Origin of the sequence: Hymenobacter taeanensis (assembly GCF_013137895.1) — a bacterium.
GTDB lineage: Bacteria > Bacteroidota > Bacteroidia > Cytophagales > Hymenobacteraceae > Hymenobacter > Hymenobacter taeanensis.
This window is the reverse complement of the sequence record NZ_CP053538.1, coordinates 1,599,976-1,626,822: the sequence shown is the minus strand read 5'-3', so window position 1 is coordinate 1,626,822 and position 26,847 is coordinate 1,599,976. Positions and strand designations below refer to the sequence as shown.

Annotated in this window: 32 protein-coding genes; 17 read left to right on the top strand and 15 right to left on the bottom strand. The window is 58.0% G+C overall.

The features are described 5' to 3' along the window. Positions 1-24 precede the first annotated feature (24 nt). The 5 genes from HMJ29_RS06960 to HMJ29_RS06940 all read left to right on the top strand — a co-directional run bounded on the left by HMJ29_RS06960 (position 25) and on the right by HMJ29_RS06940 (position 3,037). Positions 25-648, top strand: coding sequence for a hypothetical protein (locus HMJ29_RS06960; protein ID WP_171590798.1), 624 nt, complete (start codon positions 25-27; stop codon positions 646-648). 61 nt (positions 649-709) lie between these two features. Further along, positions 710-1,087 (top strand): hypothetical protein, encoded by a 378-nt coding sequence (locus HMJ29_RS06955; protein WP_171590797.1) that lies wholly within the window; start codon positions 710-712, stop codon positions 1,085-1,087. Between the two features lie 9 nt (positions 1,088-1,096). Continuing rightward, a complete protein-coding gene (locus HMJ29_RS06950) occupies positions 1,097-1,357 on the top strand; it encodes a heavy metal-binding domain-containing protein (protein WP_171589547.1) in 261 nt (86 codons plus the stop codon). A gap of 123 nt (positions 1,358-1,480) precedes the next feature. After that, entirely contained in the window at positions 1,481-2,218 is a 738-nt protein-coding gene (locus HMJ29_RS06945) for a class I SAM-dependent methyltransferase (protein ID WP_171590796.1), read from the top strand. A gap of 87 nt (positions 2,219-2,305) precedes the next feature. After that, positions 2,306-3,037 (top strand): ZIP family metal transporter, encoded by a 732-nt coding sequence (locus tag HMJ29_RS06940; RefSeq protein WP_171590795.1) that lies wholly within the window; start codon positions 2,306-2,308, stop codon positions 3,035-3,037. A 26-nt stretch (positions 3,038-3,063) separates the two neighbouring features. Here the strand turns inward: HMJ29_RS06940 and HMJ29_RS06935 are convergent, their stop codons facing one another. Together HMJ29_RS06935 and HMJ29_RS06930 are read right to left on the bottom strand one after the other, a co-directional pair. After that, entirely contained in the window at positions 3,064-3,396 is a 333-nt protein-coding gene (locus HMJ29_RS06935) for a type II toxin-antitoxin system PemK/MazF family toxin (RefSeq protein WP_171590794.1), read from the bottom strand. Further along, complete coding sequence (locus HMJ29_RS06930) at positions 3,384-3,644, bottom strand: AbrB/MazE/SpoVT family DNA-binding domain-containing protein (RefSeq protein ID WP_171590793.1); 261 nt, start codon at positions 3,642-3,644, stop codon at positions 3,384-3,386. The genes HMJ29_RS06935 and HMJ29_RS06930 overlap by 13 nt, the downstream gene beginning before the upstream one ends. 152 nt (positions 3,645-3,796) lie before the next feature. Between HMJ29_RS06930 and HMJ29_RS06925 the strand changes: the two genes are divergently transcribed. Beyond that, positions 3,797-4,129: a hypothetical protein gene (locus tag HMJ29_RS06925; RefSeq protein WP_171590792.1), complete on the top strand. Its 333-nt coding sequence runs from the start codon at positions 3,797-3,799 to the stop codon at positions 4,127-4,129. A gap of 63 nt (positions 4,130-4,192) precedes the next feature. On the opposite strand, the gene HMJ29_RS06920 is transcribed toward HMJ29_RS06925, so the two are convergent. The 4 genes from HMJ29_RS06920 to HMJ29_RS06905 form a co-directional block, all read right to left on the bottom strand. Then, positions 4,193-6,343, bottom strand: coding sequence for a glycoside hydrolase family 97 protein (locus tag HMJ29_RS06920; RefSeq protein ID WP_171590791.1), 2,151 nt, complete (start codon positions 6,341-6,343; stop codon positions 4,193-4,195). A 483-nt stretch (positions 6,344-6,826) separates the two neighbouring features. Further along, complete coding sequence (locus HMJ29_RS06915) at positions 6,827-8,401, bottom strand: OmpA family protein (RefSeq protein ID WP_171590790.1); 1,575 nt, start codon at positions 8,399-8,401, stop codon at positions 6,827-6,829. Positions 8,402-8,585: 184 nt separating this feature from the next. Next, positions 8,586-8,918 carry a hypothetical protein gene (locus HMJ29_RS06910; protein WP_171590789.1) on the bottom strand — a complete coding sequence of 111 codons (333 nt, stop codon included), beginning with the start codon at positions 8,916-8,918 and terminating at the stop codon, positions 8,586-8,588. 169 nt (positions 8,919-9,087) lie between these two features. Beyond that, a complete protein-coding gene (locus tag HMJ29_RS06905; protein ID WP_317241058.1) occupies positions 9,088-10,020 on the bottom strand; it encodes a DnaJ C-terminal domain-containing protein in 933 nt (310 codons plus the stop codon). Between the two features lie 228 nt (positions 10,021-10,248). Here HMJ29_RS06905 and HMJ29_RS06900 point away from each other — a divergent pair, with 228 nt between their 5' ends. Continuing rightward, entirely contained in the window at positions 10,249-10,665 is a 417-nt protein-coding gene (locus HMJ29_RS06900; protein WP_171590788.1) for a DUF6799 domain-containing protein, read from the top strand. A gap of 177 nt (positions 10,666-10,842) precedes the next feature. On the opposite strand, the gene HMJ29_RS06895 is transcribed toward HMJ29_RS06900, so the two are convergent. From HMJ29_RS06895 to HMJ29_RS06885, 3 genes are read right to left on the bottom strand one after another with little or no spacing between them, the layout of a single operon-like run. Continuing rightward, positions 10,843-11,040 carry a hypothetical protein gene (locus tag HMJ29_RS06895; protein WP_171590787.1) on the bottom strand — a complete coding sequence of 66 codons (198 nt, stop codon included), beginning with the start codon at positions 11,038-11,040 and terminating at the stop codon, positions 10,843-10,845. 31 nt (positions 11,041-11,071) lie between these two features. Then, on the bottom strand, positions 11,072-11,467 hold the full coding sequence (locus HMJ29_RS06890; RefSeq protein ID WP_171590786.1) for a septal ring lytic transglycosylase RlpA family protein: 396 nt from the start codon (positions 11,465-11,467) through the stop codon (positions 11,072-11,074). 11 nt (positions 11,468-11,478) lie between these two features. After that, positions 11,479-12,309 (bottom strand): glycoside hydrolase family 25 protein, encoded by an 831-nt coding sequence (locus HMJ29_RS06885; RefSeq protein ID WP_171590785.1) that lies wholly within the window; start codon positions 12,307-12,309, stop codon positions 11,479-11,481. A gap of 120 nt (positions 12,310-12,429) precedes the next feature. Between HMJ29_RS06885 and HMJ29_RS06880 the strand changes: the two genes are divergently transcribed. Continuing rightward, complete coding sequence (locus tag HMJ29_RS06880; RefSeq protein ID WP_171590784.1) at positions 12,430-12,702, top strand: VF530 family protein; 273 nt, start codon at positions 12,430-12,432, stop codon at positions 12,700-12,702. A gap of 212 nt (positions 12,703-12,914) precedes the next feature. Beyond that, positions 12,915-13,238: a hypothetical protein gene (locus tag HMJ29_RS06875; protein WP_171590783.1), complete on the top strand. Its 324-nt coding sequence runs from the start codon at positions 12,915-12,917 to the stop codon at positions 13,236-13,238. 271 nt (positions 13,239-13,509) lie between these two features. Here the strand turns inward: HMJ29_RS06875 and HMJ29_RS06870 are convergent, their stop codons facing one another. After that, positions 13,510-13,890, bottom strand: a complete 381-nt coding sequence (locus HMJ29_RS06870) for an Hsp20/alpha crystallin family protein (protein WP_171590782.1) — start codon at positions 13,888-13,890, stop codon at positions 13,510-13,512. Positions 13,891-14,129: 239 nt separating this feature from the next. Here HMJ29_RS06870 and HMJ29_RS06865 point away from each other — a divergent pair, with 239 nt between their 5' ends. Together HMJ29_RS06865 and HMJ29_RS06860 are read left to right on the top strand one after the other, a co-directional pair. Continuing rightward, entirely contained in the window at positions 14,130-14,816 is a 687-nt protein-coding gene (locus tag HMJ29_RS06865; protein WP_171590781.1) for a hypothetical protein, read from the top strand. A gap of 63 nt (positions 14,817-14,879) precedes the next feature. Next, the gene (locus HMJ29_RS06860; protein ID WP_171590780.1) at positions 14,880-15,653 is read left to right on the top strand and encodes a PPK2 family polyphosphate kinase; all 774 of its coding nucleotides are present in this window, start codon (positions 14,880-14,882) and stop codon (positions 15,651-15,653) included. 36 nt (positions 15,654-15,689) lie between these two features. Here the strand turns inward: HMJ29_RS06860 and HMJ29_RS06855 are convergent, their stop codons facing one another. Beyond that, a complete protein-coding gene (locus HMJ29_RS06855) occupies positions 15,690-16,244 on the bottom strand; it encodes a GNAT family N-acetyltransferase (protein ID WP_171590779.1) in 555 nt (184 codons plus the stop codon). A 111-nt stretch (positions 16,245-16,355) separates the two neighbouring features. On the opposite strand from HMJ29_RS06855, the gene HMJ29_RS06850 reads away from it, so the two are divergent. The 3 genes from HMJ29_RS06850 (at position 16,356) to HMJ29_RS06845 (ending at position 18,851) form a co-directional block, all read left to right on the top strand. Then, a complete protein-coding gene (locus HMJ29_RS06850; RefSeq protein ID WP_171590778.1) occupies positions 16,356-16,766 on the top strand; it encodes a hypothetical protein in 411 nt (136 codons plus the stop codon). 193 nt (positions 16,767-16,959) lie between these two features. Next, positions 16,960-17,370 carry a hypothetical protein gene (locus HMJ29_RS20320; RefSeq protein WP_216634098.1) on the top strand — a complete coding sequence of 137 codons (411 nt, stop codon included), beginning with the start codon at positions 16,960-16,962 and terminating at the stop codon, positions 17,368-17,370. Continuing rightward, a complete protein-coding gene (locus HMJ29_RS06845) occupies positions 17,316-18,851 on the top strand; it encodes a chloride channel protein (protein ID WP_216634097.1) in 1,536 nt (511 codons plus the stop codon). The genes HMJ29_RS20320 and HMJ29_RS06845 overlap by 55 nt, the downstream gene beginning before the upstream one ends. Before the next feature lie 183 nt (positions 18,852-19,034). Here HMJ29_RS06845 and HMJ29_RS06840 read toward each other — a convergent pair whose 3' ends face one another. The 4 genes from HMJ29_RS06840 to HMJ29_RS06825 all read right to left on the bottom strand — a co-directional run bounded on the left by HMJ29_RS06840 (position 19,035) and on the right by HMJ29_RS06825 (position 21,559). Continuing rightward, a complete protein-coding gene (locus HMJ29_RS06840) occupies positions 19,035-19,292 on the bottom strand; it encodes a phosphopantetheine-binding protein (protein WP_171590777.1) in 258 nt (85 codons plus the stop codon). A gap of 48 nt (positions 19,293-19,340) precedes the next feature. After that, complete coding sequence (locus HMJ29_RS06835; protein WP_171590776.1) at positions 19,341-19,928, bottom strand: efflux RND transporter periplasmic adaptor subunit; 588 nt, start codon at positions 19,926-19,928, stop codon at positions 19,341-19,343. Positions 19,929-20,075: 147 nt separating this feature from the next. Then, on the bottom strand, positions 20,076-20,525 hold the full coding sequence (locus tag HMJ29_RS06830; RefSeq protein WP_171590775.1) for an Rrf2 family transcriptional regulator: 450 nt from the start codon (positions 20,523-20,525) through the stop codon (positions 20,076-20,078). Between the two features lie 179 nt (positions 20,526-20,704). Further along, a complete protein-coding gene (locus HMJ29_RS06825) occupies positions 20,705-21,559 on the bottom strand; it encodes a pirin family protein (RefSeq protein WP_171590774.1) in 855 nt (284 codons plus the stop codon). Between the two features lie 327 nt (positions 21,560-21,886). Between HMJ29_RS06825 and namA the strand changes: the two genes are divergently transcribed. The 3 genes from namA to HMJ29_RS06810 all read left to right on the top strand — a co-directional run bounded on the left by namA (position 21,887) and on the right by HMJ29_RS06810 (position 26,755). Next, positions 21,887-22,960, top strand: coding sequence for an NADPH dehydrogenase NamA (namA, locus tag HMJ29_RS06820; RefSeq protein WP_171590773.1), 1,074 nt, complete (start codon positions 21,887-21,889; stop codon positions 22,958-22,960). 301 nt (positions 22,961-23,261) lie between these two features. Continuing rightward, positions 23,262-24,479: an aminopeptidase gene (locus tag HMJ29_RS06815; RefSeq protein ID WP_171590772.1), complete on the top strand. Its 1,218-nt coding sequence runs from the start codon at positions 23,262-23,264 to the stop codon at positions 24,477-24,479. Positions 24,480-24,643: 164 nt separating this feature from the next. After that, positions 24,644-26,755, top strand: coding sequence for a M13 family metallopeptidase (locus tag HMJ29_RS06810; protein WP_171590771.1), 2,112 nt, complete (start codon positions 24,644-24,646; stop codon positions 26,753-26,755). Positions 26,756-26,847 lie beyond the last annotated feature (92 nt).

Here is a 26,847-nt window from a genome sequence, read left to right as displayed (position 1 = left end):
AGTCAGCAATTACCACATACTCTAATGCAACTTCCCAATCAACGCGGCGGCTTTCGGCAGCAGCAATCCCAGTCGGGTGCTTCACCGCTCGCCATCGTCACCAAAAAGCACCAGCTCGACACCGACACATACACCCGCATTGCCATGGGCCGGGTGTGGCGGAAAGAGTGGTGGTATGCTCTGATTCCGTTTGCCATTGGCCTGGCGCCCGCCCTCATCTGGCACTCATGGTGGTGGCTGGCTTCGGCCCTTATTCTCACGCTGCTATACGTGCTACTGCGCTCCGCCCAAATTACGGGTGCTACCACCATGGAGCAGAGCAAGCCCTTGTTTGAGAAGCTCAACTATGAGTTTGACAACAAGCAGATTGTGCTGCGCCGCAATGAGCGTGAAGGTATGCGCCTGACCTGGGACATGATTGGCGGTGTGCAGCGCGAACCCGGCGGCTACCTGCTCACGCTGAAAGGCCCGGAAGAGCTGCCCGCCGAAATTACCGGCTGGAAACGCTGGGCGGCCAAAACCTTCGACACGCCCATTTTTCTGCAGGTGCCCGATAAAATTTTCAAAGGCGCCAACGACCAGAAGCTGTTCGAGGCTATGTTGCGCCGTAAGAGCCTGCTGCCTGCTCTGCCCGGCCAAGTGGCCTAGCCCAACCCCACAGGTTCTTCTTTCGTCCTTAACTCGTTTGTATTAGCTCATTCTTCTTCTCATGACCAAGCAATTCGCGCTTTCTGCCGTAGCTCTGGCTACCCTCGCCCTGAACGCCTGCAGCTCCGAGCCCTCCGACTGGCGTCCGGAAAATAAAGTATCGGTAGACATGGTAGCTCCTGGCTCGCGCTCTTCCGATAACTTCGACCAGCACACCGCTGCGGCCGCCGACCAGGCTAAGGGTGGTGCTATTGAGGCGCCTATCAGCTCGCACGCAGACCTGCAAGGTGATGAGCGCCCCAACGGCGACCAGAGCCGCACTCTCAACGATGACGCTGCTTCTACTACTAAAAACACGGAGGCTCCCAAAAGCGTGAAAAAGAGCAACCCTACCCCCGCTGAGCAGCCAAATGCAACGGAGGAAAAAGCTAGCGAATAGCAACAAGTAATGCAGAAGTATTCTTGGAAAGCGCTGCTAGTAAGCGGAGTAATGGTGCTGGCTACGGTGCTGGCCAGCTGCCAGCAAAAACCAGCCGAACACGTAGAGGCAGCCTCCACGGCTACCCCAGCAAAGGCCGCTGCCTACATCTGCCCCATGGGCTGCGAGGGTAGTGCCAGCGATAAACCGGGTAATTGCCCTGTGTGCGATATGAAGCTGGAGCCCAACCCTGCGGCCCAAGCTGCTACCGTACCCACCGACTCACTTTGATTTTACCGGCAGGCCGCCTATTTTTGCAACTCTGTTGCAGATATAGGCGGCTCGTCGCTTTCGGGATTTTGTAAGAGAGGGGCGTGCAGACGCCCTTTTTCGTTGTGTGCCTTTTTGCTTTTTATGCCCGCTACCCTCACCGAATGGTTCAGCACCTGGTTTGATTCTCCCTATTACCACCTTTTGTACCAGGGCCGAAATTATGAGGAAGCACAAGGATTTATTACGGCGCTCTTGCAGCGGTTGCGGCCAAAGCCTACGGCTAAGCTGCTTGACTTAGCGTGTGGCAAGGGCCGGCATGCTGTTTACCTTAGCGAGCAGGGCTACGACGTAACGGGTATTGATCTTTCACCGGAGAGCATAGCCCACGCCAGCGAGGCCGAGCATAAGCACCTGCGCTTCTTCGTGCACGACATGCGGCAGCCCCTGCCCGGCGAGTTCGATTTTATTTTTAACCTGTTTACCAGCTTTGGCTACTTCCAAGAGGAAGCCGAAAACGTGGTGGCCCTGCGCAATGCGGCAGCTGCCCTTAAGCCAGGTGGTAAAATGGTTATTGACTTCCTGAACACGGAGCGCACGGTGCGGGAACTGGTGGCGCACGAAACCAAAGAGGTAGATGGCACGGCCTTTAAAATTCATCGGCATCTGCATCACGACTTTATCGTGAAAGACATCTGGTTTCAGGATGAGTTGGGGCAGGAGCGGCACTACCAAGAACGGGTACGAGCCCTGAGCCGTGAGCGGTTTGAGGAGTATTTCCGTATGGCAGGCCTACGCCTCAGCGAAGTATTAGGCGACTATCAGCTGAACCCTTTCAATGAGCCGACAAGTCCGCGCATGATTTTCATCCTGAAAAAATAAGGGAGGGTTGATGCGCTGTAGGCCTATCCTAGTGGCCTACAGCACACCAGCTCACTATTTCATCACTTCACCACCATTTCACCGCTCATGTGGTTTGCCGTTTTTGCGTTGTTCTGCACAGTGCTGGGAGCCGGTTGGCTTACTCGCCTGATGCCCACGGCCCGCACCACCTGGATGAAGCCGCTGCTGGCCTTTAGCGGCGCTTATCTGTTCACGCTCACCATCACGCACCTGCTGCCCGAGGCCCTGGAAATGATGCCGGGCCACCGCATTGGCTACTTTGTGCTGGCGGGCTTCTTTGGGCAGCTGGTGCTGGAGGTGTTTTCGCAGGGCGTGGAGCACGGCCACGTGCACCACCACACCGAGCACGCCGGCCGGGTGCCGTTTCTGCTGCTGTTCTCGCTGGTGCTGCACTCGTTTTTAGAGGGTAGCATCTTGGTGAAAACCCCCGAGGCTGGCGACGTGAGCAATAACTTCTATGCTATTCTGGCCGGTGTGGCCCTGCACCACGTGCCAGCTGCTTTTGCCCTGATGGCGGCGCTGCTGCTGCGGCTGGGTAGCTTCCAGAAGGCGCTGCCGTATCTGGTGCTGTTTGCGCTGGCGGGTCCGGCGGGCATCATCATGAGCAACTTCGTGGTACTGGAAGACTTGCTGCAAAACGGCCTCTACGCTTGCCTGCTAGGCCTGGTAGCCGGTAACTTCCTGCACGTCTCCACCACCATCCTCTTCGAAACCAGCCCCGACCACAGCCTCAACCTACGCAAAGTAGTAGCCACTGTAGCTGGCCTGGCGCTGGCGCTGCTGGTGGATTTGGTGTAGGATAGTAAAGTGACCTATTGAACAATTTAGTATTGGAACATCTCCTGCAGCCGGTCGCAGATTTCTTGCGCCGTGGCTTTGGGCAGTGCACCTAAGCGGCGCACCAAGCGGGTTTTGTCCACGGAGCGGATGTGGTCGAGCGCGACCTGGCCCTCCTTGCCCTGGAAGATACAATCCACCCGCGAGGGGTAGTCGCGGCGGGTGCTGGTCAGCGCCGCAATGGTCACCGTGCGCAGGTACCGGTTCATCTCGTCGGGTGAAATCACCACGCAGGGGCGGGTCTTGTTAATTTCGCTGCCCTGGGTGGGGTCGAGGTTGATGAGCCATACCTCGAAGCGCTGCACGGCTACCACTGCCATTCCGTTTCCTCAAAGGCCTCGTCCGAGAATCCCTCTAGCATCTCGCCCTCCGGAGTCTGGCCCTGGGCAATGGCCTGCTGGAACCGCTCGTTCCAGCCCTGGCGGCGGAGCTTGCTGACCGGCTTGATGAGCAGGCCTTCGGGTGTGGGCAGCAGATCCACCTCGCCGGTGAGGTGATATTGCTGCAATAACTTCTTGGGCAGCACAATCCCCTGGGAATTGCCCACCCGAATCAGGCGCGTATTCATGGTAGTAAATGTACGTACAATGTAATTACATTTTGCTCTGGGCAGTTGGTTTCATTCACCAAAAAGCAGCACCTTTAAACTCTTGCTAAACGCAAGTCGAAATGTAGTACTTATCGAAGTTCTTTGTGCGCAACTCTATACACCTATATTTAATGAACCTTACTAGCAAAGCTGTCTGGTTTCGCAAAAGAGCTTTAATGGGGCTTGCAATTATTGGGTCATTAGCTATGGTTCTTTGTTTAGTATTCAGCGAAACAGAGCCTGACCGCAACATGGCAATAAAAATAGGAGGCTTCTTCGGTACCTTTGCTCTGACATTTATTCAAGCGCAGTACCTGTGCATCTCGGCCTTGCACGCGTGGCTCTCAGGAAATATTCGAGCAGCTGTTGGACGGCTAATAGGAGTACTAATACTATTCTGTGCCGCTTACTTCTTAATTGATTTAGCAGCGGCTTTTCTTCCTTCTACCAATCAAAATATATAAAAACCAAAAACGGCCCGCTCTACCAGAGCGGGCCGCTTCCATATAGGCCTAGGCCACTAAAACTTACTTGCCGGCTTCCATGATGCTGATGGCGTAGCCGCCGCCGGGGGCACAGAGCTGCGAGAGTTTGGTTTTGTTGGTCACGGTCATCTTGCGGATGGCGTAGGCCTGGGGGTTCTTCTCGTAGTGGGCGTTCTTGCCGTCGGCGTAGATGGTGGCGGTGTACTTCTTGCCGGGGTCGAGGAAGCTGAAGTTGATTTTGGAGGTGCGGCCCTGCTCGTCGCAGGTGCTGCCCACGAACCAGCTGCTCTTGCCCTTGGCCTTGCGGGCAATGGTGATGTAGTCGCCGGGCTCGGCTTCCAGCACTTTGCTGTCGTCCCAATCCACGGCTACGTCCTTGATAAACTGGAAGGCGTCAAGATGCTTGTTGTAGGTTTCGGGCAGGTCGGCGGCCATTTGCAGGGGGCTGTACATGGTCACGTACAGGGCCAGCTGTCGGGCCAACGTGGTGTGCACGAAGGAGGTATTGCTGGGGTTGTAAGCACTGACCTTGGTTTGGAAGATGCCAGGCGTGTAGTCCATGGGGCCACCAATGAGGCGGGTGAAGGGCAGGATGGTGGTGTGGTCGGCGTTATTGCCACCAAAGGCCTCATATTCCGTGCCGCGGGCCGCTTCGTTGCCGATCAGGTTGGGGAAGGTGCGCGCTAGGCCAGTCGGGCGCACGGCCTCGTGGCCGTTCACCATGATCTTGTGCTCAGCGGCTTTTTCCAACACGTACTGGTAGTGGTTGTTCACCCACTGGTCGTAGTGGTGGTGGCCTAGGGGCACGATGTCGCCGACGTAGCCGGTTTTCACGGCGGTGTAGCCGTACTTGTTCATGAACTGGAAGGCCGAGTCGAGGTGGCGCTCATAGTTACGAATAGCGCCGCTGGTTTCGTGGTGCATGATGATCTTCACGTTCTTGCTGGCGGCGTACTGCTGTAGCTCGGGCACGTTGAAGTCGGGGTAGGGCGTCACGAAATCAAACACGTAGTCTTTGTGCTTGCCGAACCAGTCTTCCCAGCCAATGTTCCAGCCTTCCACTAGCACGCCATCAAAGCCGTGCTTGGCGGCAAAGTCGATGTACTCCTTCACATGGGCCGTGTTGGCGGCGTGGGTGCCGTTGGGCTTTACCTTGGAGTAGTCAATAGAATCGAGCTTGATGTTCTCCTGGTTGGTGTACGACCACGTGCTTTTGCCCGTAATCATCTCCCACCACACGCCCACGTACTTCACCGGCTTAATCCAAGAAACATCCTTGAACTTGGTGGGCTCATTGAGGTTCAGCACCAGCTTCGACTCCAGAATATCGCCGGCTTTATCACTCACAATCACCGTGCGCCAGGGCGAAACGGCGGGCGTCTGAATCAGGCCTTTGTCGCCTACGGCGTCGGGCGTAAGGTGCGAGGTCAGCACGAAGTTCTTGTCATCGAGCTCCAAGTGCATGGCGGAGTAGTCAATGAGAGCCGCTTCGTGGATGTTGATGTAGAGGCCGTCCTTGCTCTTGAGCATGAGCGGCGTTTGTACGCCCGTAGCCGAGAAGGGCGTTTGGGAGGCATTGGGCGTGGTGGCTTCCTTCATCAGGCCGCGCACCTGCGAGAGGTTGCTCGTGACGGTGCTGTACTCCTGGGTGTCGTAGTCGCCGGGAAGCCAGAACGCCTTATGGTCGCCGGCCAGGGCAAACTCGCTTTTCTCCTCCTTGATGGTGAAGTAGTCGAGCTTAGGCTGGCGCGGGAACTCGTAGCGGAAGCCCAGGCCATCATTAAACACCCTGAAGTGCACGATAACCGTGCGGCTAGTAGCGGCCTGGTTGAGCGTGACGGCCAGCTCGTTGTAGTTGTTGCGGATATTCTTGGTCTCACCCCACACCGGCTGCCACGTTTCATCGAAGGTGCTCTGCTTGGAGCCCGCCACGGTGAAGCCGCTGGTGAGGGCCGGGGCGTTTTTCAGCTCCAGGCCTAGCTTGCTGGTTTTAATGACGGGCCGGCCCTTGTAGGTGAGGCTGTAAGTGGGCACGCCATCGGCCTGCAGGGTGAAGTCCAGGGTCAGCTGCTTGTTCGGCGACTGAATTTCCTCGGCGTTGGCTAGGCCACTGAGGAGGCAGGCGCCAAGCAGCAGAAGGTGACGGCCTAGGCTCCGGAAGGAGAGTGGCCTAGAAGTGGAAGGGTACTTCATGAGGTGGGAAAAGAGAGTGGCGCGTTGAAAGGAGCTTAGCTTCCGGAAAGCAAGGTCAGGAAACTAAAGGAAAATAATCCGCAGGCAAGTTCTATTCTATAACGGAAAGCTGCTACCGCGCCGTTGTCGGCTTTCTGTGCGCTATTGACCAACTTAAGTAGTATGTGGTAAAGGATTCAGGTAATGCAGGGTTGAAGAGTGGCCTAATAGGGGCAACAGGAACGTCATTTGCAAAGAGGCAAATGCTCTTATACGGAGTCGTTGTTTGCCCTGACTGCCCTGGCTGTCATGCCGAGCGCAGTCGGAGTATCTCTACCGGTTGCCAGGCCCGTCGTTTAGCCAGCGGCAGAGATCCTTCGGCAAGCTCAGCAGGACGTTATTTTCCTCTATTTGGTCGGCACCATAAAAAAACCTAAAACCAAAAAAGCGGCCCGCTCACCTGAGCGGGCCGCTTTTGCGGGTGGCCTAGGCCAATTGCAGGAATTACTTCCGGCGCGGGGCCGCTCTCTTTACAGGAGCCTTTTTAGTAGGCGCCGGAGTAGCTTTCACGGGCGCGGCCGGAATTTCTGGTGCGGGGCCGTACTTGGTTTCGGCGGGGTTCGGGTCGCCGGGCAGGTACACGTCAAACTCTACGCGGCGGTTGAGGGCGCGGCCTGCTTCGGTTTCGTTGGTAGCAATGGGCTTGCTCTCTCCGTAACCATGCGACACAATGCGGTCGGCGGGGATACCCTTGCGGAGCATGTAATCGCGGGCCGAGGCAGCACGCTCATCCGAGAGGCGCAGGTTATAGTCGTCGTTGCCGATGTTATCGGCGTGGGCCGAGATACCGAGGAAGTAGTCTGGGTAATCATTCAGGATCTGTACCAGGCCATCGAGGGTCGGGAATGAGGTAGGCTTCAGCACAGCCTTATCGAACTCGAACTGGATGTACTTGGTGGCTTCCTGCAGGCGCTTCTTCTCCTCCAGCTTCATCTCAGGGCAGCCTTTGTTTGAGGCCGGACCTGGGCGGTTGGGGCAGCGGTCTTGGTAATCAGGTACACCGTCGCCGTCGCTGTCAATGGGGCAGCCCGAAGCGTCTACTTTCACGCCGCCGGGAGTATCGGGGCACTTATCGTTCTGATCAATTACGCCGTCGTTATCCGAGTCGGGGCAGCCTTGCAGCTCCGCCTTGCCGGGGGTGTCGGGGCATTTGTCGTCGCCGTCGCGCACGCCATCACCGTCGCGGTCGGGGCAGCCTTCCAGCGCCGCCAGGCCTTTCTCGGTGGGGCACTTATCCAGGTAATCCGGAACGCCGTCGCCGTCGCCATCAAGGGGGCAGCCATTCATATCAACGGCTACGCCAGCAGGCGTACCGGGGCATTTGTCTTTGCGGTCAGGCACGCCGTCGTTGTCCTCGTCTTTGGCTTTGCCCAAATTGATGTTCAGGCCGATGGTGTGCTGGAGGAACCGGTCGTCAATTTTGTTGTCGTCGCGGTTGGGCTCACCATCAATGTTAGCGCCCAGCGGGAAGTGCTGGCCCGTCTGGATGAACAGGCTGGCCGCATCGCCCAGGCGGAAGCTCAAACCAGCGGCCCCAAACAGGTCAAAGTAATTCTTGTCTTCGTCGGTGCGAATAACTTGGTTATTGCGGTTGATAACCCCCTCGCGGCTCATGTAGGTCAGGCCGGGAGCTGCCAGCAGGTAAGGCCGGATAAACGACTCTTCTTTGAACAGCTTGAATTTCAGGCCCAGGTTTACGTTCACCACGTTGGTGGCAAAGTTGCTGCCATACAGCGGAGCTCCGGCGGCGGCGTTCTTCTTGAACTCAACGTAGTTGCCACTCAGCTGCAGGTCGAGGCCCTGGCTGAGGTAGCGGCTGAACGTGATGCCCGGCGCGTACTTGTTCTCGCTCCAGTCCCAGTAGTCGGAGCCGAAGCTGCCCTTGTACTGCATGGCGCTTACGTTGATGCCAATGGCGGTTTTGCGGTCAGCGGTTTGAGCATGGGAGGCAAGCGGGGCCAGAGCCCAAGCCGCTACTCCCAGCGCCAGCGCTTTTGGAAGGGGAATGCGTGGAAGCATATAACAGGAAAAAGGTGGCAGAAGTAATTATCTGTAGGTCAGATAGGGCCTTTATACCACAGTAATCCGGAAAAGTTGTACTTCTCTCACCTAACGTGTTGACCTGGTCGTAGCAAGAGCCAGTACTACTGGCTAATTCCGGCAAACTGAACCGTATCAGAATACACTAGGCCACTTCAAGGGCTCAGGTTAAGTCTATATCAAGAAGGGGGGCTGAGCCGCGCAGGAACCGCTCTAGCTGCCGCACCCGGGCCTGCTGTAGCAGTAGCTCCTGCTGCACTTGCTGTAGGCGCTGGCGCATGGCTAGTACCACCTCCAGGCTGTCTTTGCTCAGGCCTAGCTCATGGTGCAGGCGGGCGAGGCGGGCCAGGTGGTCGGGCTCAGCCTCCAGCGCATTGGGGGTGCTGGCAGCCCGGTGCAACAGGCCTAGCTCCAAAAACTCCTGCACATCGGCCTCACTTAGTCCGTAGCGAGTGGCGCAGTCGTGGAAGGTTATGGTGATGATATGCGTATCCATAGGCTGTTTTCAGGAGGTGAGAGGGCAGAGAAACGGTGTTGGAGTGGCCTAGGTGGCACTTACACTGGTGTAGCAAGCAGGGAGCGTGCAGTTCCGACGCTGAGGAATCTGGGGTATAGTCGGCCGGAGGGTAAGCCAGATTCCTCCTTCTAGTCGGAATGACAATACGCTACTCGTTGTGCAGGGCGGCGAGCTGGCGGAACAGGTCTTTTTCCTGCTCGGTGAGGTTCTGGGGGAGCGTTAGGGTCAGGCGCAGGTATAAGTCGCCGTATTGGCCCTCTTGCCGGTACACCGGGAAGCCCTTGCCACGCAGGCGCAGGCGGGTGCCGTTCTGGGTTTCAGGCTTGATGTTGATTTTTACTGGCCCCGAGAGGGTTTCCACTACCTGCTCGCCCCCTAGCAAGGCTTTGTAAATGCTTATTGGCACGTCCATGGTCAGGTCGTTGCCGGTGCGGGTGTAGCGGGCATCGGGGCGCAGCCGGATGGTGATGTACAGCGAGCCGCTGGGCCCGCCGTTGCGGCCCGGGGCGCCTTGGTCGCGCAGCCGGATGATCTGGCCATCTTCTACGCCGGGGTGAATGCTGATGCGCAGCTTTTTGTCGTTGACGTTGAGGGTGCGGGCCCCGCCCTGGTAGGCGTCTTCTAGCGCCATTTCCAGCTCGGCCTGGTAATCCTGACCGGCGCGGGGCCGGGCGCTACCGCCCTGGCTGCCGCCCATACCCCCAAACATGGAGCTGAAGAAATCGGAGAAGTCGGCCCCGCCAAACGGGTCGCCCTGGGCCTCGTAGCCGCCAAAGCCGCCCCCCTGCGCGTACTGCGACCAGTCGAAGCCGCCGGCACCCCGGCCAGCTCCAGCCTGCTCATAGCGCTGCCAGTCGGCACCCAGCCGGTCGTACTTGGCGCGCTTATCGTCGTCGCTGAGCACCTCGTTCGCCTCGTTCACCTCCTTGAACTTGCGCTCCGCATCCGGGTTGTTGGGGTTCACGTCGGGGTGGTACTTGCGGGCCAGCTTCCGGTACTGTTTGCGGATCTGCTCTTTGGTAGCCGACTTATCGAGCTCCAGAATTTTATAGTAGTCTTTGTATTCCACGATGTTGAACAAAAGGCAGAAAGTAGCAAGGAGCCAAGCTGAAGCCAGCTCCCTGGCCCATTGGCCCCCAGGGCGACACAAAATGCACTGGTTTGTACCAAACGGGCTACAGTATCGTTTTGAAACGAACTCAGGCCCGTTGGGGTTGCTGCCCACATAGCTGGCGCAAGTGCGCAAGCGTTTGTATTTTAGAGGCCATTTGGCTGGTTGACACCTCTCACTTTATCCATTCCCACATTTATGAAGCAGTACTCTATTCTGGCAGTAGCCGCTGTGCTGTGCGCCACTAGCCTGAGCACTCAGGCGCAAACCAGCATGCCCGCCCGCCGGGCGGTACAACCCAAGCAGAAAGTCGTGATTAAAGGAGCTACCATGAAGGATGGCTTCCTGATGAAAGACGGAAAAGTACTGATGACGCGCGACGCCCACACCGACGCGCTGACCTCGGAAACGACCTTGGTAAACGGCACCAAAATCGGAGCCGACGGCACCGTAACCATGGCCGACGGCACTACCTCCACCCTCAAGGAAGGCGACTACGTTTCCCTGACGGGCCGCCTGACCTCAGCTTCCTATAAAGCCCAGCAAGACAGCCTTGTGCAGGCTCAAATGGCGGGCGGTAAAGGCAAAGTGAAGTCGAAGAAAAAAGTAAAATAACTCGTAGCAAGCCTACAGGTATCAAGTAAAACGCCCGTCGGGTGCAGCCAGCTGCACCCGACGGGCGTTTTACTTGATACCTGCAGGCCACTCTCGGACGGCAAGCGTACCCATTAGGCAGGGCAAACGGCCAGATGAACCGCTGGGCCACTGGTTAAATGGCTTTGATCCAGAAGGCTACCGGCGCTGGGTGTAGTCTTCCAGAATGAGTGTCACTTCAGCCTCATCGCGGGCTTCCACCAGCTCATCAATTACAAACTGAACTTCTGCCTCCGTCCAGCCCTGGGCTTCGGCGGCTTTCACGAAAGCTCCCAGCCGGATGAAACGATCGGGGGAGGTGGGAATAGTCCACTGGACTTTTTTGCGGATACGCATAAACGGGAGTAGCTAGGGGCTGGCTACTGGCCTAGCCCTTCTTACGGTGTAGGACTTTGAGCTCCACGGGCGCCACGCCGGCATCGATAATCCCGATTTTGCGGGCGGCCTTTTTGGAAAGATCAATCACGCGGCCTTTAGCGTGAGGGCCGCGGTCGGTGACGGTGACTTTCACGGAGCGGTGGTTGCGCGGGTTGGTAACGCGCACTACTGTGCCAAAAGGCAGGGTGTTGTGGGCGGCGGTGCGCTTATTGGGCCGGTAAGTGGTGCCGCTGGCTGTTTTGCGGCCGTTGAACTTGTCGGCGTAGAAGGAGGCCTTGCCCGATTGGGTAAACGTTTCGGCGCCGCCCGCGCAACTCGTCAGCATGCCGAGCGAGGCACTAACCAGAGCGAGCAACAACGGCCGTAGTAAAAGCAAAGTGGGCATAGGCCAAAGAGTTATCTGGACGCCGAGGAGGCTGGTTTAGGCGGAATGCGTAGGTCTAGGAGGCGCCGGAAATTGCCCTGGAATACGTTGAAATCAACGGTGCCTTTGATGCCGGGCACGTAGGCCTCATCAGAGTGCTGCCAGATAATCCACTTGTTGCGGGGCAGCTTGGGCTGGTCTACCTCGTAGTGCGCCAGCCACAGCGGGTATTCATCAAAGTGGCCAGCCAGGTAACGGCGGTAAAAGCTGTAGTTGGAGTACAGAATGGGCCGTACGCCGTAGTGGCGCTCCACCAGCCGCAGCCAGGTAGCAATGCCCTGGCGCATCTTGTGCACATCATGAAACTGGGGGTGCTCCACATCCAGCACGGGGGGCAGGTCGCCGGGCATCAGGGGCACGAGGCGCGTAAACAGGTTAGCCTGGCGGGCACCATCGTAGTTGGGCTGGAAGTAGTGGTAAGCGCCCCGGTAGATGCCAGCCACATGAGCCTGCTCCCAGTTGCGGCGGAAGCGTGGGTCGCGCAGGGTAACGCCCTCCGAGGCCTTAATGAAGGCAAACCGAACGTTATGGCTCGCCACCTTCGGCCAGTCTATGCGGCCCTGGTAGGCCGATACGTCAATGCCGTGTACGCTGTAGCCGGCCAGCAGGGGCGTTTTTTCGAGGCCCGTAAGGTGGTCGCTACGCCAGCTGGCGTAGGCGCGGCGGGCGTAGCGGTTTATCTGCCGGCGGTAGTGCCCGTAGAACAGGCCCAGGCCCAGCAGGCCTACCAGCAAAGCCAGCAGCAGGGGCCGGCGCCGGGAGGCAGCACGGCGACGGGTGACAGGGCGGCGAAGGGTCTTCATAAGCGTCGGCATCTCAAAGGTAACGTGCTGGCGGCGTCTTCTGGTGCCTGGTCTGGGCAAAGAGCGCAGAAAAACCGCTCTTTTTCCGGACCTTCGTAGGCCACTAGTTACTTGTTTTTCATGGCCAACCCAACTAACCCAGCCGATGCCCGCGACGAATCGGGGCACCTGATTCGTGAGCTGCACGGCATTACCCTGGCCCAGATTCTGGAGTATTTGGTAGGCCACTACGGCTGGCCCGGGCTAGACCAGCGTATCCGTATCAACTGCTTTGCCGTGAATCCCAGCATCAAGTCCAGCCTCACCTTTCTGCGCCGTACACCCTGGGCGCGGGCAAAAGTAGAGGAACTCTACATTCAAACCCGCACCGCTGAAGTGCTGAAGAAGAAATAGTGGAGTGACAAGGAGATGAAGTGAAACCGTATCCTGAAGAACCTCTGCAGCCAAGACTACTCAGGGATACCAGGCCCCAAAGTTGTTCGGCGCGGCCTAGGTGCGGTGCTGGCCCAGAAAACTACCACACTGCACCACGCCAACCCAGTCCTTGTAGCAGCTACTTCCCTTTTATCCCATCACCTCATCACCCCATAACTTCATCACCTCACATGGCTGAAATCACTAAGAAAACGGGGCCATTGGCTTTACTGGCCGGATTTGGCTTGTTTCTGCTGTTTGAGATAGTGGCCTATCAAGTGCTGCGGTTTGCTACTTCCGGCCTGGGCATGCAAGATCAGATGCAGCCAGAAAATACCATTGTGAGCAACTGGGTGAAAACGGTGGTCTTTTTGCTGCTGCACCTGGCGCTAGATGTGGTGGCGGTGCTGGTGCTCAGCAACCGTATGCCCCGGCGCCACCGCGGGCAGCTCATGGGCTGGTTCTACTTGTCGTTGCTCACCGGGTTCCTGCTGCTGTGGCCTTTGTTCAGCTAATCACAGAATGATCCGTTTTTTAGAACTACCCGGGTGCAGACGATATAGATAAGCTCACCTCTTTGCCCTACAAACCAGCGAAGCGCGAGCCGTTGCTCAGGTAACCCAGGTTACTTGAGCAGCGGCTCGCGCTTCGCTGGTCTTGCGGCCATCAGAAGCCAAGGGAGCTGGCTCAATCTGAGGGCCAATAAAAAAGCCACTGCGGCTAGCAGTGGCTGGTGGAACCATGGGGGCCGGTCGGTCCCGGCCATATGAGCAGCGGCTGAGTGGCCTAGCGCTGCTTAATGGTAATTTCGCGGGCCTGAGCCGGGTCGCGGAAGGGGATGCGGATCTGAAGCTCGTTGCCTTCAAACACAGCATCAACGCGGTTGGGGTCAAGGTTAGCCGGCAGCTGCATGGAGTGGCTGAAAATAGGTGCCGACAGCTGATCTTCCGGCGTGTGGCGGTACTCAGCGTACACCGTGAGAGTGTTATTCTGAAGCAGAACGTGGAAGTTATCGGGGCTCACAGAAGGCAGGCCCACTCGTACCACTACGCCTTTCTCGCGCTTGTCCACGCGCATCATTGCCTGCGCAACACCACCACCCAACGTATTGAGTAAGTCGAGCTGCGGAGCAATGTTGTGAATGAAGTCCTTGCTGATAAGATTCATGGTGAAGTTCCTTTCTTAGGTTGTGTATGGTGTATTACAAACCCTGTACCAACAGCGGATAACCCAGTATAGGCCTGTTTTGCAGCCATAATGGCGGTAAGAGAGGCCGTTTAAGGCAAAATTAGCAGCCATAATGTCTGTTTTTTCTCAATTAGGCCACTGAGCCAAGGGCACCTTGGTAGCTGAACCGTCGCTTTTACCTTGGTTGCGTATATAGGGCTAGTACTAGTATATGGCCTATGCAACCACAGTTTTTTACTACCCCGCGCACGGCTCGCTACATCAGCCTCGGTGAGCCCGGGCCCGGCATTCAGCACATTTGGTTTTGCCTCCACGGCCGCGAGCAGTCGTTGCAGGATTTTGCCAACCAGTTAGTAAACCTCGATACGCCGGAGCGGCTGCTGGTGCTACCCGAAGGCCTTTCCCGCTATGCCCTGCCGGCCCTGGAAACCACCCCTGAAGCCGCCGACACCGTAGCCAGCTGGTTTGCCCCAGATTCTATTGAAGCTGACCTGACTGACCTGACGGTTTACCTCAATGGCCTGGCCACGGAGTTGTTGGCGGCCTGCCCCCCCAACACCCCCGTCACGGTGCTGGGATATGGGCATGGAGCCGCGGCGGCATGCCAGTGGCTGGCCGCCGGCCACGTGCCCTACGACCGGCTGGTGCTTTACGCCTCCATTTTCCCTACTGAAATAAACCGCCAGGCCACCTTGGCAGCTCTGCCCAACCGGCCGGTTACGGTGGTTACTACCACCACCGATTCGTTTAAGCCAGAAGTAGCCGGCGAGGGCCTGGTGCAAGACCTGCACGCGGCTGGCCTGCCCGCGCAGCTGCGCTACGTATCAGAAGGCCCCTTAACTCTGGCCGCCCTTGGGCCCAGTGCCGAGCTGGCCCCCGACCCTGCCGCCCCCGAAAGCAGGTAGCCTGCTGCCTGCAGTTTCTCTGGGCCTCACTCCCTGCTCCACTTCGCCTCACTCATCCTGCTTATGTCCCGCCCCGCCTCCGCCTACGACCTGACCAAACTGCCCACGCGGGCCCCGCACTCCATCAATAAGGAGCAGGCAAACCGGCAGCTAAAGCGCATGCGCCAAGAACTAATTGAGTTGCAGGACCGCCTCTACGCCGAAAACCGCCAGAGCGTGCTGGTAGTGTTGCAGGGTATGGATGCCAGCGGGAAAGATGGCCTAATCAGGCGGGTGTTTAGCGGTATCAACCCCCAAGGAGTGCAGGTGCACTCGTTTAAAGAGCCTACCGCTGAGGAGCTGGCCCACGACTTTCTGTGGCGCGTGCACCAGCAAACGCCCCGTCGGGGCATGATCCAGGTATTTAACCGCTCTCACTATGAGGATGTGCTGATTACCCGGGTTGCTGGCCTGATTAGCACGGAGGAGGCTAAGCGCCGCTTTACGGCTATTAATGCCTTTGAGAAACTTCTGCAGCAGGCCGGCACCACTGTGCTCAAATTTTACCTGCACGTATCGGAGAAGGAGCAGCGGGAGCGCCTAGAAGAGCGCGTAACCGACACCAGCAAGCAGTGGAAGTACGAGGCCGGCGACGAGAAAAAAGCGCAGCAGTGGCCCCAGTACCGCGATGTGTACGAAGATGTGTTCCAGCACTGCAGCCCCGCCAGCTGCCCTTGGCACATCATCCCCGCCGACCAGAACTGGTATAAGGCCTACGCAGTGGCTGAGGTGCTGCGCGATACCATGGTAAAAATGAACCCTCAGTACCCCCAGTACAAAGCCGACCGCCCCGAGTAGCTTCCGTTCCGGAGGTTTTCGAAGGCTCCAGGCTACTTAGCTGTTGGTTACTACTGGCTCCACCTTCCTCTCAAAATGCAGGTAGCCCTCAATGTCCAGGGAACCGGCAACGAAGTCGTTCTGCACCAGTATTTTCTGCGAAGCCGCATTTTCCAGGGTCGTTCGGGCTGTCAGGCGCCGTACCATACCGGTTTGCGCGGCGTGGGTAATCAGACCGGCGGCCAGCTCGGTGCCCAGGCCCCGGCCCTGCCAATCATTGGAGATGGAGAACCCTAGTTCGGCGGTTCCATCGGGGGAGGGCGGGCCATGAAAGCCTCCCGTGCCTACCAGCACGTTTGTGGGCGTTTCTGCGCCGGCCCGCAGAATGGCGTACCAGCCATACCAGCCCGCCGCGGTTTTGCCGCCCAGCGTAAGCTGCTCTAGAAAAAAGCGCATAGCGGCCTCATCATACTCGCCCGGAGGCCAGTGAGCCGGCATGGCGGCCCCCAGCAGAACAGGGAAATACTGAGGCTTGGTAAGCTCAGCGGTGAGTAATGCACGGCTGGCAGCTACCAGTGTCAGGCGGGGAGTGTAGGCAATTAATGGAATCATAGGCGCCGGAATATACGGGAGTATGTGAAGGAAGGCGATAAACAGCCAGGAGGCGCACCATGTTCCGAAGCCGGATTCTCTACCTTTGTTTAGCGCCCAAGCCCTCATCAGATGTCTGAAGTTCAGCCCGATTACCTCACCATTTCTTACCGCCCCGATTTAGAGGTGCTCGTGGGCCGCTGGATGCGGCAAGTAAGCTTCAGCGAGATGTGCCAGGGCTATTACCTGCTGCTGCAAGCCGCCGAGCGGCACCAGTGCCGGCAGTGGCTGATAGATGTACGTCGGCGCTACAATACGGATCGGGAAGGGGCCCACTGGATGGTAACGGAGTTTCTGCCCACCGTGGCCCCACGGCTGGGTGGGCGCACGCACCTGGCCTACTTGCTGGCCCCCGTAATTCTGCGCGACCCCGAGGGAGATTCTGCCTTTCCTACGACAGAAGCCCTGGCAGGACGACCGTTTATGGGGGAGCGTTTTATTGATGAGGCTGCCGCCGTTGCGTGGCTGCAGCAAATGCGGTAGCGCTTATATCATAAGCAGTTACGAGCTAAGATTGGCGCACCGCTCCGTAAAAAAAGGAACCGTCGCGGACTTTCTGTTCGTATAGGGTGTTGTCTATATCCCGGGGCACCTCACAACCGTGCTGCAAGACCTACCTTTCTTTCCGACGCGATGCCGGTGAGCGGGCCCGCCGGGATAGATTTGTTGCTGCCCCATGAATTCACCCGCCCCCGACACCGGTATCCCGGTTTCCCCCTCCCTAACCCCAACCCTAGAAGCCGCCCATATGCGGCCCCACTCTGGCCCCAATAAAACGCGCCTGCTGCTGCTCAGTCTGCTGGCGGTGCTGGTAGGAGCCATCATTAGCGGCCTGGGCAAGCTCCTGGTGTTGCTGATTCATGCCGTCACGAACCTGGCCTTTTTCGGGGAGCTATCCTTGGCCAACCGCAGCCCCGCCGACAACACGCTAGGCCTCTGGGTGCTGGCGGTGCCGGCCGCGGGCGGGCTGCTGGTAGGGCTTATGGCGCTGTATGGCGCGCGCGGCATTCGGGGCACGGTATTCCGGAGGCCATGGAGCAGGTGCTCACCAACCAAAGCCGGATTCGGCCCATTATCACGGTCCTGAAGCCGTTGTCGGCGGCTATTTCCATTGGTACGGGCGGGCCCTTCGGGGCTGAGGGCCCCGTTATTGCCACCGGCGGCGCCTTTGCCTCCAACATTGGGCAGCTGCTGCGCATCACCCACACTGAGCGCAAAATTCTGCTGGCGGCCGGGGCCACGGCCGGCATGACGGCCGTGTTCGGGACCCCGCTGGCCGGCATATTCCTGGCAATTGAGCTGCTGTTGTTTGAGTTTTCGCCGCGCTCCATAATTCCGGTGGCCCTGGCCTGCCTGACGGGGGCTGCGGGGCACCATCTGTTATTTGAGGCCGGGCCTGAATTTGCCATGCCTCATGTAACCACACCCAGCAACATGGCCCTGGCCTCTTACAGCGCTATTGGTTTGGCGGTAGGCCTATTGGCGGTGGGTATTACCAAAGGCTTGCATTGGCTCGAAGAAGCTTTTGCACGGTTACCACTCCCTTGGGTGCTGCACCCCGCCTTAGGTGGCCTGGCAGTAGGTGCGGCGGCCTACGTGGTGCCGCAGGTGCTGGGAGTAGGGTACTACAATATCACGGGGCTACTATCGGGCTCATGGCCCATGCAAACAGTGCTGTTACTCGGCACCTTTAAGCTGGTGGCCTGGTCATTGTCGTTGGGCAGTGGCACGTCGGGTGGTACGCTGGCTCCGCTGCTCACGGTGGGAGCTGCGGCGGGTGCCCTGCTGGGTGGCCTCATTATGCAGGTGTGGCCCGAGGCCGGCGTAATGCTGCCTCTGGCCGCGCTGGTGGGCATGTCGGCGCTTTTTGCGGGAGCATCCCGGGCGCTGCTGACCTCCGTGGTGTTTGGTATTGAGCTAACGGGCCAGTCGTACGCGCTGGTAGCGCTGCTGGGGGCCTGCACGGCGGCCTACGTGGTGTCGTACTTTCTGATGGATCATACCATCATGACTGAAAGCATGGCCCGCCGGGGTGTGCACACGCCCTACTCCTATGAGCCCGATGCCCTGGAGAAGCTGACCGTTGGGCAGGTGCTGCGCCCCGGTGGGCTCACGCTTAGTGCCGAGAATACGGTGGGCGAAGTACGGCAGTGGCTAGCCAAGCAGGAGACCAGTAAAATCCCGACGCACTTTGTGGTAGTAGATGCCGAAGGGCGCTTTCAGGGGCTGGTAAGCTTCGTTGAAATCTATGCCCACCAGCCTAACCTCAGCGCGCCGCTTCATACTCTCATTCGGCAGCACCCCACACCCGTGCTGGCCACCGACTCCCTCCGAACCGCCATTAGCCACATGGCGCGGGCCAACGTGGATGTGCTGCCCGTACTGGAGGCCCGTAACCGCTTGGTAGTGAAAGGTGTACTATCATACCAGGAGGTGCTGGGTGCTCTCCGGACCCGACTGCACGAAGAGGAGGCCCGCGAGGTGAGCTACTCGCTCAGAAACAAAGGCATCCGGATTTTGCTGCGTGGCCAGCAACTGCTGCAAGTGCAGAAATTCCGGAACCGCTAGCCCACGTGGCCTAGCAGCTCGAAGTAGTAAGTGCCAGACAGTAAAAGCCCCACCAAGCAATTGCTTAGTGGGGCTTTTACTTGGCTAGGCCAGTACAGCCGGGCCGCTCAGCCCCGTACAGGATCAGGCAGGGCAGCAGTGCACTGGCTGCTGAGCGGTAGCTACTCAGGTGGCCGGCATAGCCTAGTAAGAGGCGCTGGCCGGGCTGAGGTGGGTATCTACGCAGTTGAGCACGTCCTGCACGGTGCGCAGCGTTTCCAGTTCGGGGTCCGGGATTTCAATATGAAAGCGGTGCTCCAGGTTGATAGCCAGCTCAATCAGGTCAAAGGAGTCGAGGCCAATGTCTTCCTGCAGGCGCGTGCGAGGAGTAAATGTGAGGGAGGGAATATGACGCTTTTTGCGAAGCATACGCTCCACTTGGTGGCGGACGAGCTGTTCCATAACGGGTAGGGCAGCAAAAGAAAAAGGGAGAATAAAGAGCAGTTGAGTTTACTCAACGCTGGAAAGTAGCAGTGTGGTATCGGCAGGCATGCCCGTCACGAAAGAAGCAACCGACTGCGCGAGGGCAACATAGTCGCCGGGGGTAACGGAGCGGCCTGTAACAAACCCGTCTTCAGGCGCCGTAACGTACTCGAAAGCCAGGGCCGGTGAGGTGTTAGCCAGCTTCTGCTGCAGTTCCTGGAGTTTGGTGCGGGCCGCGGCAACGTCGGCAGAGGCAGTAGCTGCCAGCTGCAGGCAAAGCGCCTGTTGCTGTTTGATCTGAGCCTGCAGGTGCTGTTGTTCTACGGTTTGCAGGGAGTGAGCCAGCTTTACCAGCACCTGGCCCTTGCGCACGCGCTGGCCAACAGTGAAGTACACTTCCCATACGCGGCCAGCGCGGGCGGTCTGAATGCTGCGGCCAGTAGCCTTCTCAGCAGGGGGAGCCGAGACTCCGGCAGCAACAAAGCGGCCTGGTAAAGCAACTGCCCCGGCCGAAAGCGGGGGCGTTGGGGTGGCGGTAGGAGCCAGCCACAGTGGCAGCTCCCAACTACTCAACGCTACCAGCACAATGAGCAGCACGCCAAGTATTTTTTTCATGACTAAAAGAAACGGCCTCGCTGAAAGCAGCTCGTCGGTCGGGGGGCGGCCTGGCGGGCACTCCTTCCGGGCGGAGGAGAAAAAGGAAAACGTCAGTAAATCAGTTGGTAACCGAGGTGGTTACATTTCTGCGGAAATAAAAAGCGACTAGCCGGAGTGCTCTGGGCATTGCCCCGCCAGCCTCTCAGACAGCTCAGCCATAACCTGCTCAACCGTAACGGCAGCCAGGGCAGCCCGCATGGCCGTAATAGCATTGCCAAGTACGCCTTCCAGGGTATCCTGCATCACCCGGCCCAGGTTGCAGTTTTCATTCGGGTTAGTGCTGCCCACTGAAAACAGGTCGGTTTCGCCGGCTTGAGCGGCCCGAAACACATCGAGCAGAGAAATCTCAGCCGCTGGGCGGGCCAATATGGTACCCCCACCCGCGCCGCGCTGGCTTTGCACCAGACCAGCCTCGCGCAAGTTGCCCATCAGCCGGCGAACCACCACTGGGTGGGTGCCCACGCTGCTGGCCAGCACCTCCGACGACACCGGCTGGCCCTGCGAGTGGGCCAGATATGCCAGAATGTGCGTCGCGACGGCGAAACGGGTGTTCATAAATTTATTAGTAACAGAATTGGTTACAAATGTACGACGCAAAAAGGTTGTGCGCAATCTTTTTGTTTCTGCCACCAAGGGAGAAGGGAAACCGTCTATCATAGGCCAGTAGAGAACCTGGATGAGTACTTAACCCGACAGACGGTTTCACGGCGTGTTTACCTTACTCCACCGCAGAATTATTCCGTCCAGCGGCCAAACGTACCGGCTTGGTAGTCGCGGTAAGCTTCCTGAATCTGCTGCTCTGTATTCATCACAAACGGGCCATAGGCCACAATGGGCTCCCCAAACGGCTTAGCGTGGCCTAGTAAGACTACAGCATCAGAAGTGGCTTCAAGGTGCAGCTCATCACCGTCGTGGTTGAACTCTACCAGCTGGCGGGCGGAGGTTTCTTCCCCATTCACGCGCAGGCGGCCTCGAACGGTGTAAAAGAAGATAGTGCGCTCGGCCGGAATGTTCAGCTCCAGGGTGCCGCCTTCCGTTAAATGAACGGTAGCCAGCTGAATATCTGCCAGTGGCTGCACGGCTCCCTGCGTACCCGCCCAGTTACCCGACACGGCCTGGATAGTCACGCGGCCATTATCGAGGGTTGTGGTTGGAATTTCGGGTTCCTGTAGGCCTATGTAGCGGGGCTCCACCATTTTATCCTTAGCGGGCAGGTTTACCCAGAGCTGCAGAATCTCCAGGGGGCCGCCTTCGCGCTTGAACTCCGGCGAGGAAATTTCGGCGTGAATCAGGCCGCGGCCCGCCGTCATCCACTGAATACCGCCTGGCCCAATGATGCTCTGGTGCCCGCCGGTATCCTGGTGCATAATGTCGCCGTCCAGAATAAAGGTCACCGTCTCGAAGCCGCGGTGGGGGTGGGGGCCAAAGGGCAGCCCATTATTGGGCGCGGGATACACCTGCGGGCCGTGGTGGTTCAGGAACAGAAACGGATCGAGGTGCTCTACCGACTGCGTGGGCAGGGCGCGGTAGGTAACGAGGTCGGCAATAGGGGCATTAACGGCCCGGTGCTGGCGCTTGATGGTACGCATGAGAGAAGGAGCTATGAAGAAGGTCGGAACTAACTAAGCCTAGTTAAAAGGCTGGTCCCTCTCCCTGGCAAGGAGGGGTTAGGGGTGGTTGATGAAGCCTGGAACAATGACTAGAGAGAGCTAAGACCAGTTGTTGGTATATGTTGAAGGAATGTCAACCACCCTTAGTCCCTTCTTTCTAAGGAAGGGAAACAGCTTTAGAGCTTGTAGCCAGCCATAGCATACCATCAGCACCCCCAAATGGTTTTTGGCAGCTTTCCTAAAACCCTGCCTGCCACGGAGCGGTTTACAGAACTTCGCCCTGAAACTTTATTTCGCCTTTTTCATATGGCTCAGCTATTCACGCCGCTTACTCTGCGCGGCATCACGCTTAAAAACCGCATCGTCATCTCGCCCATGTGCCAGTACAGCGCCGAGGACGGGTTTACCAACGACTGGCACTTCGTGCACCTGGGCTCCAGAGCCGTAGGCGGGGCGACGCTTATCATTCTGGAAGCCACGGCCGTATCGCCGGAAGGCCGTATCACCCCCGATGATCTGGGCATCTGGAAAGATGAGCACATACCAGGCCTGCGCCGCATCACTGACTTTCTGAAAGCCAACGGCTCGGTAGCCGGCATTCAGCTGGCCCACGCCGGGCGCAAAGCCAGCCACGCCAGCCCCTGGAAGGGGGGCGCAGTAGTGCCAGCCTCGGAGGGCGGCTGGACCACTGTAGCGCCCAGCGCCGTGCCTTTTACGGAAAACGAGCCCGCCCCGCACGAGCTGACGCTGGCCGAGATTCAGCAGGTTATTGAGGACTTCCGGGTGGCTACGCGCCGGACCTTAGAAGCGGGCTTTCAGGTGATTGAGCTGCACGCGGCTCACGGCTATCTGCTGCACGAGTTCTTCTCACCCCTGAGCAACCAGCGCACTGACCAATACGGCGGCTCCTTCGAGAACCGGGTGCGGCTGCTGCTGGAAGTAACGGAAGCTGCCCGCGCCGAGTGGCCTACGGAGCTGCCCCTGTTCGTGCGCATCTCCGCTACCGACTGGACCGAGGGCGGCTGGACTGCCGAAGAATCGGTGCGGCTGGCCAAGCTCCTGAAAAATAAAGGGGTAGACCTGATTGACTGCTCCACTGGCGGCAACGTGCCCGCGGCCCAAATCCCCGTGGGCCCCGGCTATCAGGTACAGTTTGCTGAGCAAGTGAAGCGCGAAGCCGGCATTCTGACCGGCGCCGTAGGCCTCATCACCAACGCGCAGCAAGCCGAAGATATCATTGCCACCGGCCAGGCTGATTTGGTACTCCTGGCCCGCGAGTCTCTCCGTGACCCGTACTTCCCGCTGCACGCGGCCTTTGAGCTAGGAGCGGATGTGGCCTGGCCCGACCAGTACGAACGCGCTAAACCGCGCCGCCGGTAGTGGCCTAGCAGAGGCTCTGGTAAAGTAACGTTAGGGGATTGGTTTAGCTGTTAAGGTAAAAAAGACGCACCAAGCAACGATAGCGGCTAATAGCTTCACAAAGATTGATAAGTTTTATAACATTATTAATCTTTATTATTAATAATATAATAGATTGTCATATTTAAAATGTATTATGTGCAACAAAATCGTTTAGATCTGCAGACCTACTAACTTTCTGTCCTGGACCAGCGGTCCGGAACAGTCGGCTAGGCCGGCTGTTCCGGACCGCTGGTCTTTTTTCACATTAACCCTTAGTACAATGATGAAGCAAGGATTACTAGTAGTAGGCGCATTGGGCTTACTCTTGCACAGTGGCGCGGCCTTCGGGCAGAACTACGAGAAGATGGCCAAACAGATTGTGAACACATCGGCGGGAGTAAAGCCCGGAGACGATGTCATTATTACGGGTGGGCAGCATACGCTGCCACTCATGGAAGCCATAGCCGTTGAAGTTGCACGAGCCGGCGGGCAACCTAATATGATGCTCAATACAGATAAGGTAGGACGAGCCATCAATATGGAAACGCCCGAATCGGCCATCCAAGCTAGTAAAAGCAACAACCGCTTGCTGCTAGCAGATGTGCTCATTACCTTGCCCGCCTATGAGGATGCTCGCGTAGCAACGGCAGGAATGAGCCCGGAACGCCGCGCTAAATTTGGCCAGGTTGCTGCTGCGTCAGGCATAAATAAGCAGCTTGATGCCAGTAAATTGCGAGGGGTGTTTGTGAGTTACCCCAGCAAAACCTTTGCAGCGGCCCAAAAGCTAGACTATGCAAGCTACGAGCAAATGATGTGGAACGGCATTGGGGCCGATTACACTGCCATTGCCCAACAAGCCGACCGCCTAAAGCAGGTATTGGCTACTGGCCGCAAAATGCATATTACTTCTCCGCTGGGCACCGACCTGATGGTGGAGCTAGGCGGCCGCCCGGTATTCACGGATGATGGAATTGTATCAGCAACTGACCAGCAGGAGAAGCTCATCTATAACCGTACAGCTGCCCTGCCAGGCGGCCGCATTTATGGCAGTTGGGCAGAAACATCGGCGACGGGTAAACTGGTAGTTGGTAATGATTACCTGCCCGATGGTCAGGCATTGAATGGGCTTAAGGCTGATGTAAAAAACGGACAGTTTACCAATATAAGCGCCGACGCCGGGGCGGAAGCTTTCCAAAAGCTATTGGCACCTTCCGGGCCTTCGGCTCTACAGGTTAGTAACTTCTCTATCGGGCTGAATCCGGTAATGAAAGCGCAGGAGCAAAAAGCCTACAGCCCAACTACTGCAGCTGGGATGGTGTACGTGAGAGCAGGCAACAACAACCTGCTAGGTGGAAAAAATGAGTCGACTACGGCCTATTCTTTCCCAATTGCCAATGCCACGGTAGAGGTTGATGGTAAGGTAATTGTACGCAACGGGCAACTAGTAGGTCCGGCTGCGGCTACTATAGTGCCTTCATCTAAAAAACCTGCTAAATAGGCGGCTAACTACCAAAAGGAAAATTACTGACTGTTTTGTAAAGCTGCTTTCCGGCCAGGAAAGCAGCTTTTTTTTTGCCTAGGCCACCTCAGCAGGGGCACCCGCGCAACCCTCATGTCCGCGCGCGCGACCTTTTCCGTGTCCCATCGCCTTCTACCTGTTTCATGGAAAGACTTAATACTCCAAGCCGAGCCGCCGCGGCCGCCTTTGCTTTAGCACTAGCGGGCTGCGCCACCAGCCAACCCGCAACTACTACTGCTACTACCTCTAGTACCAACGCTACCGCCGCGCCCACTGTAGCATCGGTGCCGGGCCGCAGCATTGTGCTGGCCGATATTGACCGCTCCGTTTCGCCCTGCGAAGATTTTTACCGCTTCTCAGGAGGCAACTGGCTCAAGAATAACCCTGTACCAAGCTATGCCACTCGCTGGGGCCCACGTAGCCTGCTCGGCGACCGTACGCAGGCCACGCTCCGCCAGATTCTGGAGGGGGCTGCCGCTAACACCTCGGCTCCTAAGGGCTCGAACCTGCAGAAAGTGGGCGACTTCTACGCCTCCGGCATGGACTCTGTGGGACTAGAAAAAGCGGGCTTGAAGTATTTACAGCCCGAATTAGCGCGCATTGCCGCCGTTAAAGACCAGAAAACGCTGCTACTGGAAATAGCCCACCAGCAGACGCTGGGCACGGGCGCGTTCTTCCGGGCTGGCGTGGGCCCCGACCGCAAGCAGAGCACGGTGTACGCTGTAAACCTGAGCCAGGGGGGGCTGGGCATGCCCGACCGCGACTACTACCTCAAGGACGACGCTCGCTCCAAGGCCGTGCGCAACGCTTATGTGGCCTACATGAGCAACACGTTCCAGCTCATGGGCGACTCGGAGGCTACCGCCGCCAAGAAGGCCGCGGCTATACTGCGCCTTGAGACCCGCTTGGCCAAAGCCTCGAAAGACCGTGTAGCCCTGCGCGACCCCAATGCCAGCTATAACAAGATGACGCTGGCCGAGGCCAACAAGCAGTTTCCCAACCTGGGGTTGCCCACCATGCTGGCTCAAAACGGACTTGGGGCCGCGAAAGAGGTAATTGTAGGCCAGCCGGAGTTCTTTACGGAGCTAAGCAGCCTCCTGAAGCAGGAGCCCCTGGCGGATATCAAGACCTATATGGCTTGGCAGTTGGTGTCGTCGGTACCATCGGCGCTGCCCAAGGCCTACAGCGACGAGGCCTTCCGCTTTGCGCAGGTAACCAGCGGAGCCAAACAGCAGCCCGCGCGCTGGAAGCGCATGCAGGCTGCCACCGATGGCACCCTGGGCGAGGCCTTCGGGCAGCTGTACGTGGAAAAAGCCTTTACCCCCGAAGCCAAGGCGAAAGCCCTGCAGATGGTAGCCAACATTAAGGAGTCGATGGCTGAGCACATCCAAACCAACACCTGGATGAACGACGCCACCAAACAGGAAGCCCTCAAAAAGCTGAATGCCCTACACGTAAAAATCGGTTACCCCGATAAGTGGAAGGACTATTCGGCCCTGAATATCTCCCGCGAGTCGTACCTGAAAAACGTGCTGGCCGCCCGCCAGTGGAGCTACCAGCAGAACATCAAGAAGTTTGGGGGGCCCATTGACCGCACGGAGTGGAGCATGACCCCGCCCACCATTAACGCCTACTACAACCCGCCGATGAATGAAATCGTGTTTCCGGCCGGGTACCTGCAGCCGCCGTTCTTCGACCCCGAGGCCGACGACGCGGTGAACTATGGCGCTATTGGGGGCGTGATGGGCCACGAAATGACCCATGGCTTCGACGACTCCGGCCGGCAGTACGACTCGGAGGGGAACCTGCGCGACTGGTGGACCAAGGAAGACGGTGAGCAGTTCACCCAGCGTGCCGGCATAGTGGGCAAGCAGTACTCCGCCTTCTCCCCCCTCGACTCAGTATATGTGAACGGCAAGCTCACCATGGGTGAGAACCTCGCCGACTTTGCCGGCCTCACCATTGTATATGGTGCCCTGCAAAAGCAGCTGCAGAAACAGTACGGCAACGGCCCGCGCCCCATTATTGATGGCTTCACGCCGGAGCAGCGCTTCTTCCTGAGCTGGGCGCAGCTGCGGCGGTCTAACATTCGCCCCGAAGCGTTACGTCAGCAGATTCTCACCGACCCTCACTCTCCGGATCAGTACCGCACCATTGGGCCCCTCATGAACATGCCCCAGTTCTACCAGGCGTTCGGGTGCCAGCAGGGCCAGAAAATGGTGCGGCCCGATGCCGAGCGCGCTGTAATCTGGTAGGACAAGTAGGCGGATACATTGCTAATGTTTCAATTTATCCGCCACAATGCCTCTTATTTTGCAAGTGAGAGGTGATATTCATGTATATTACT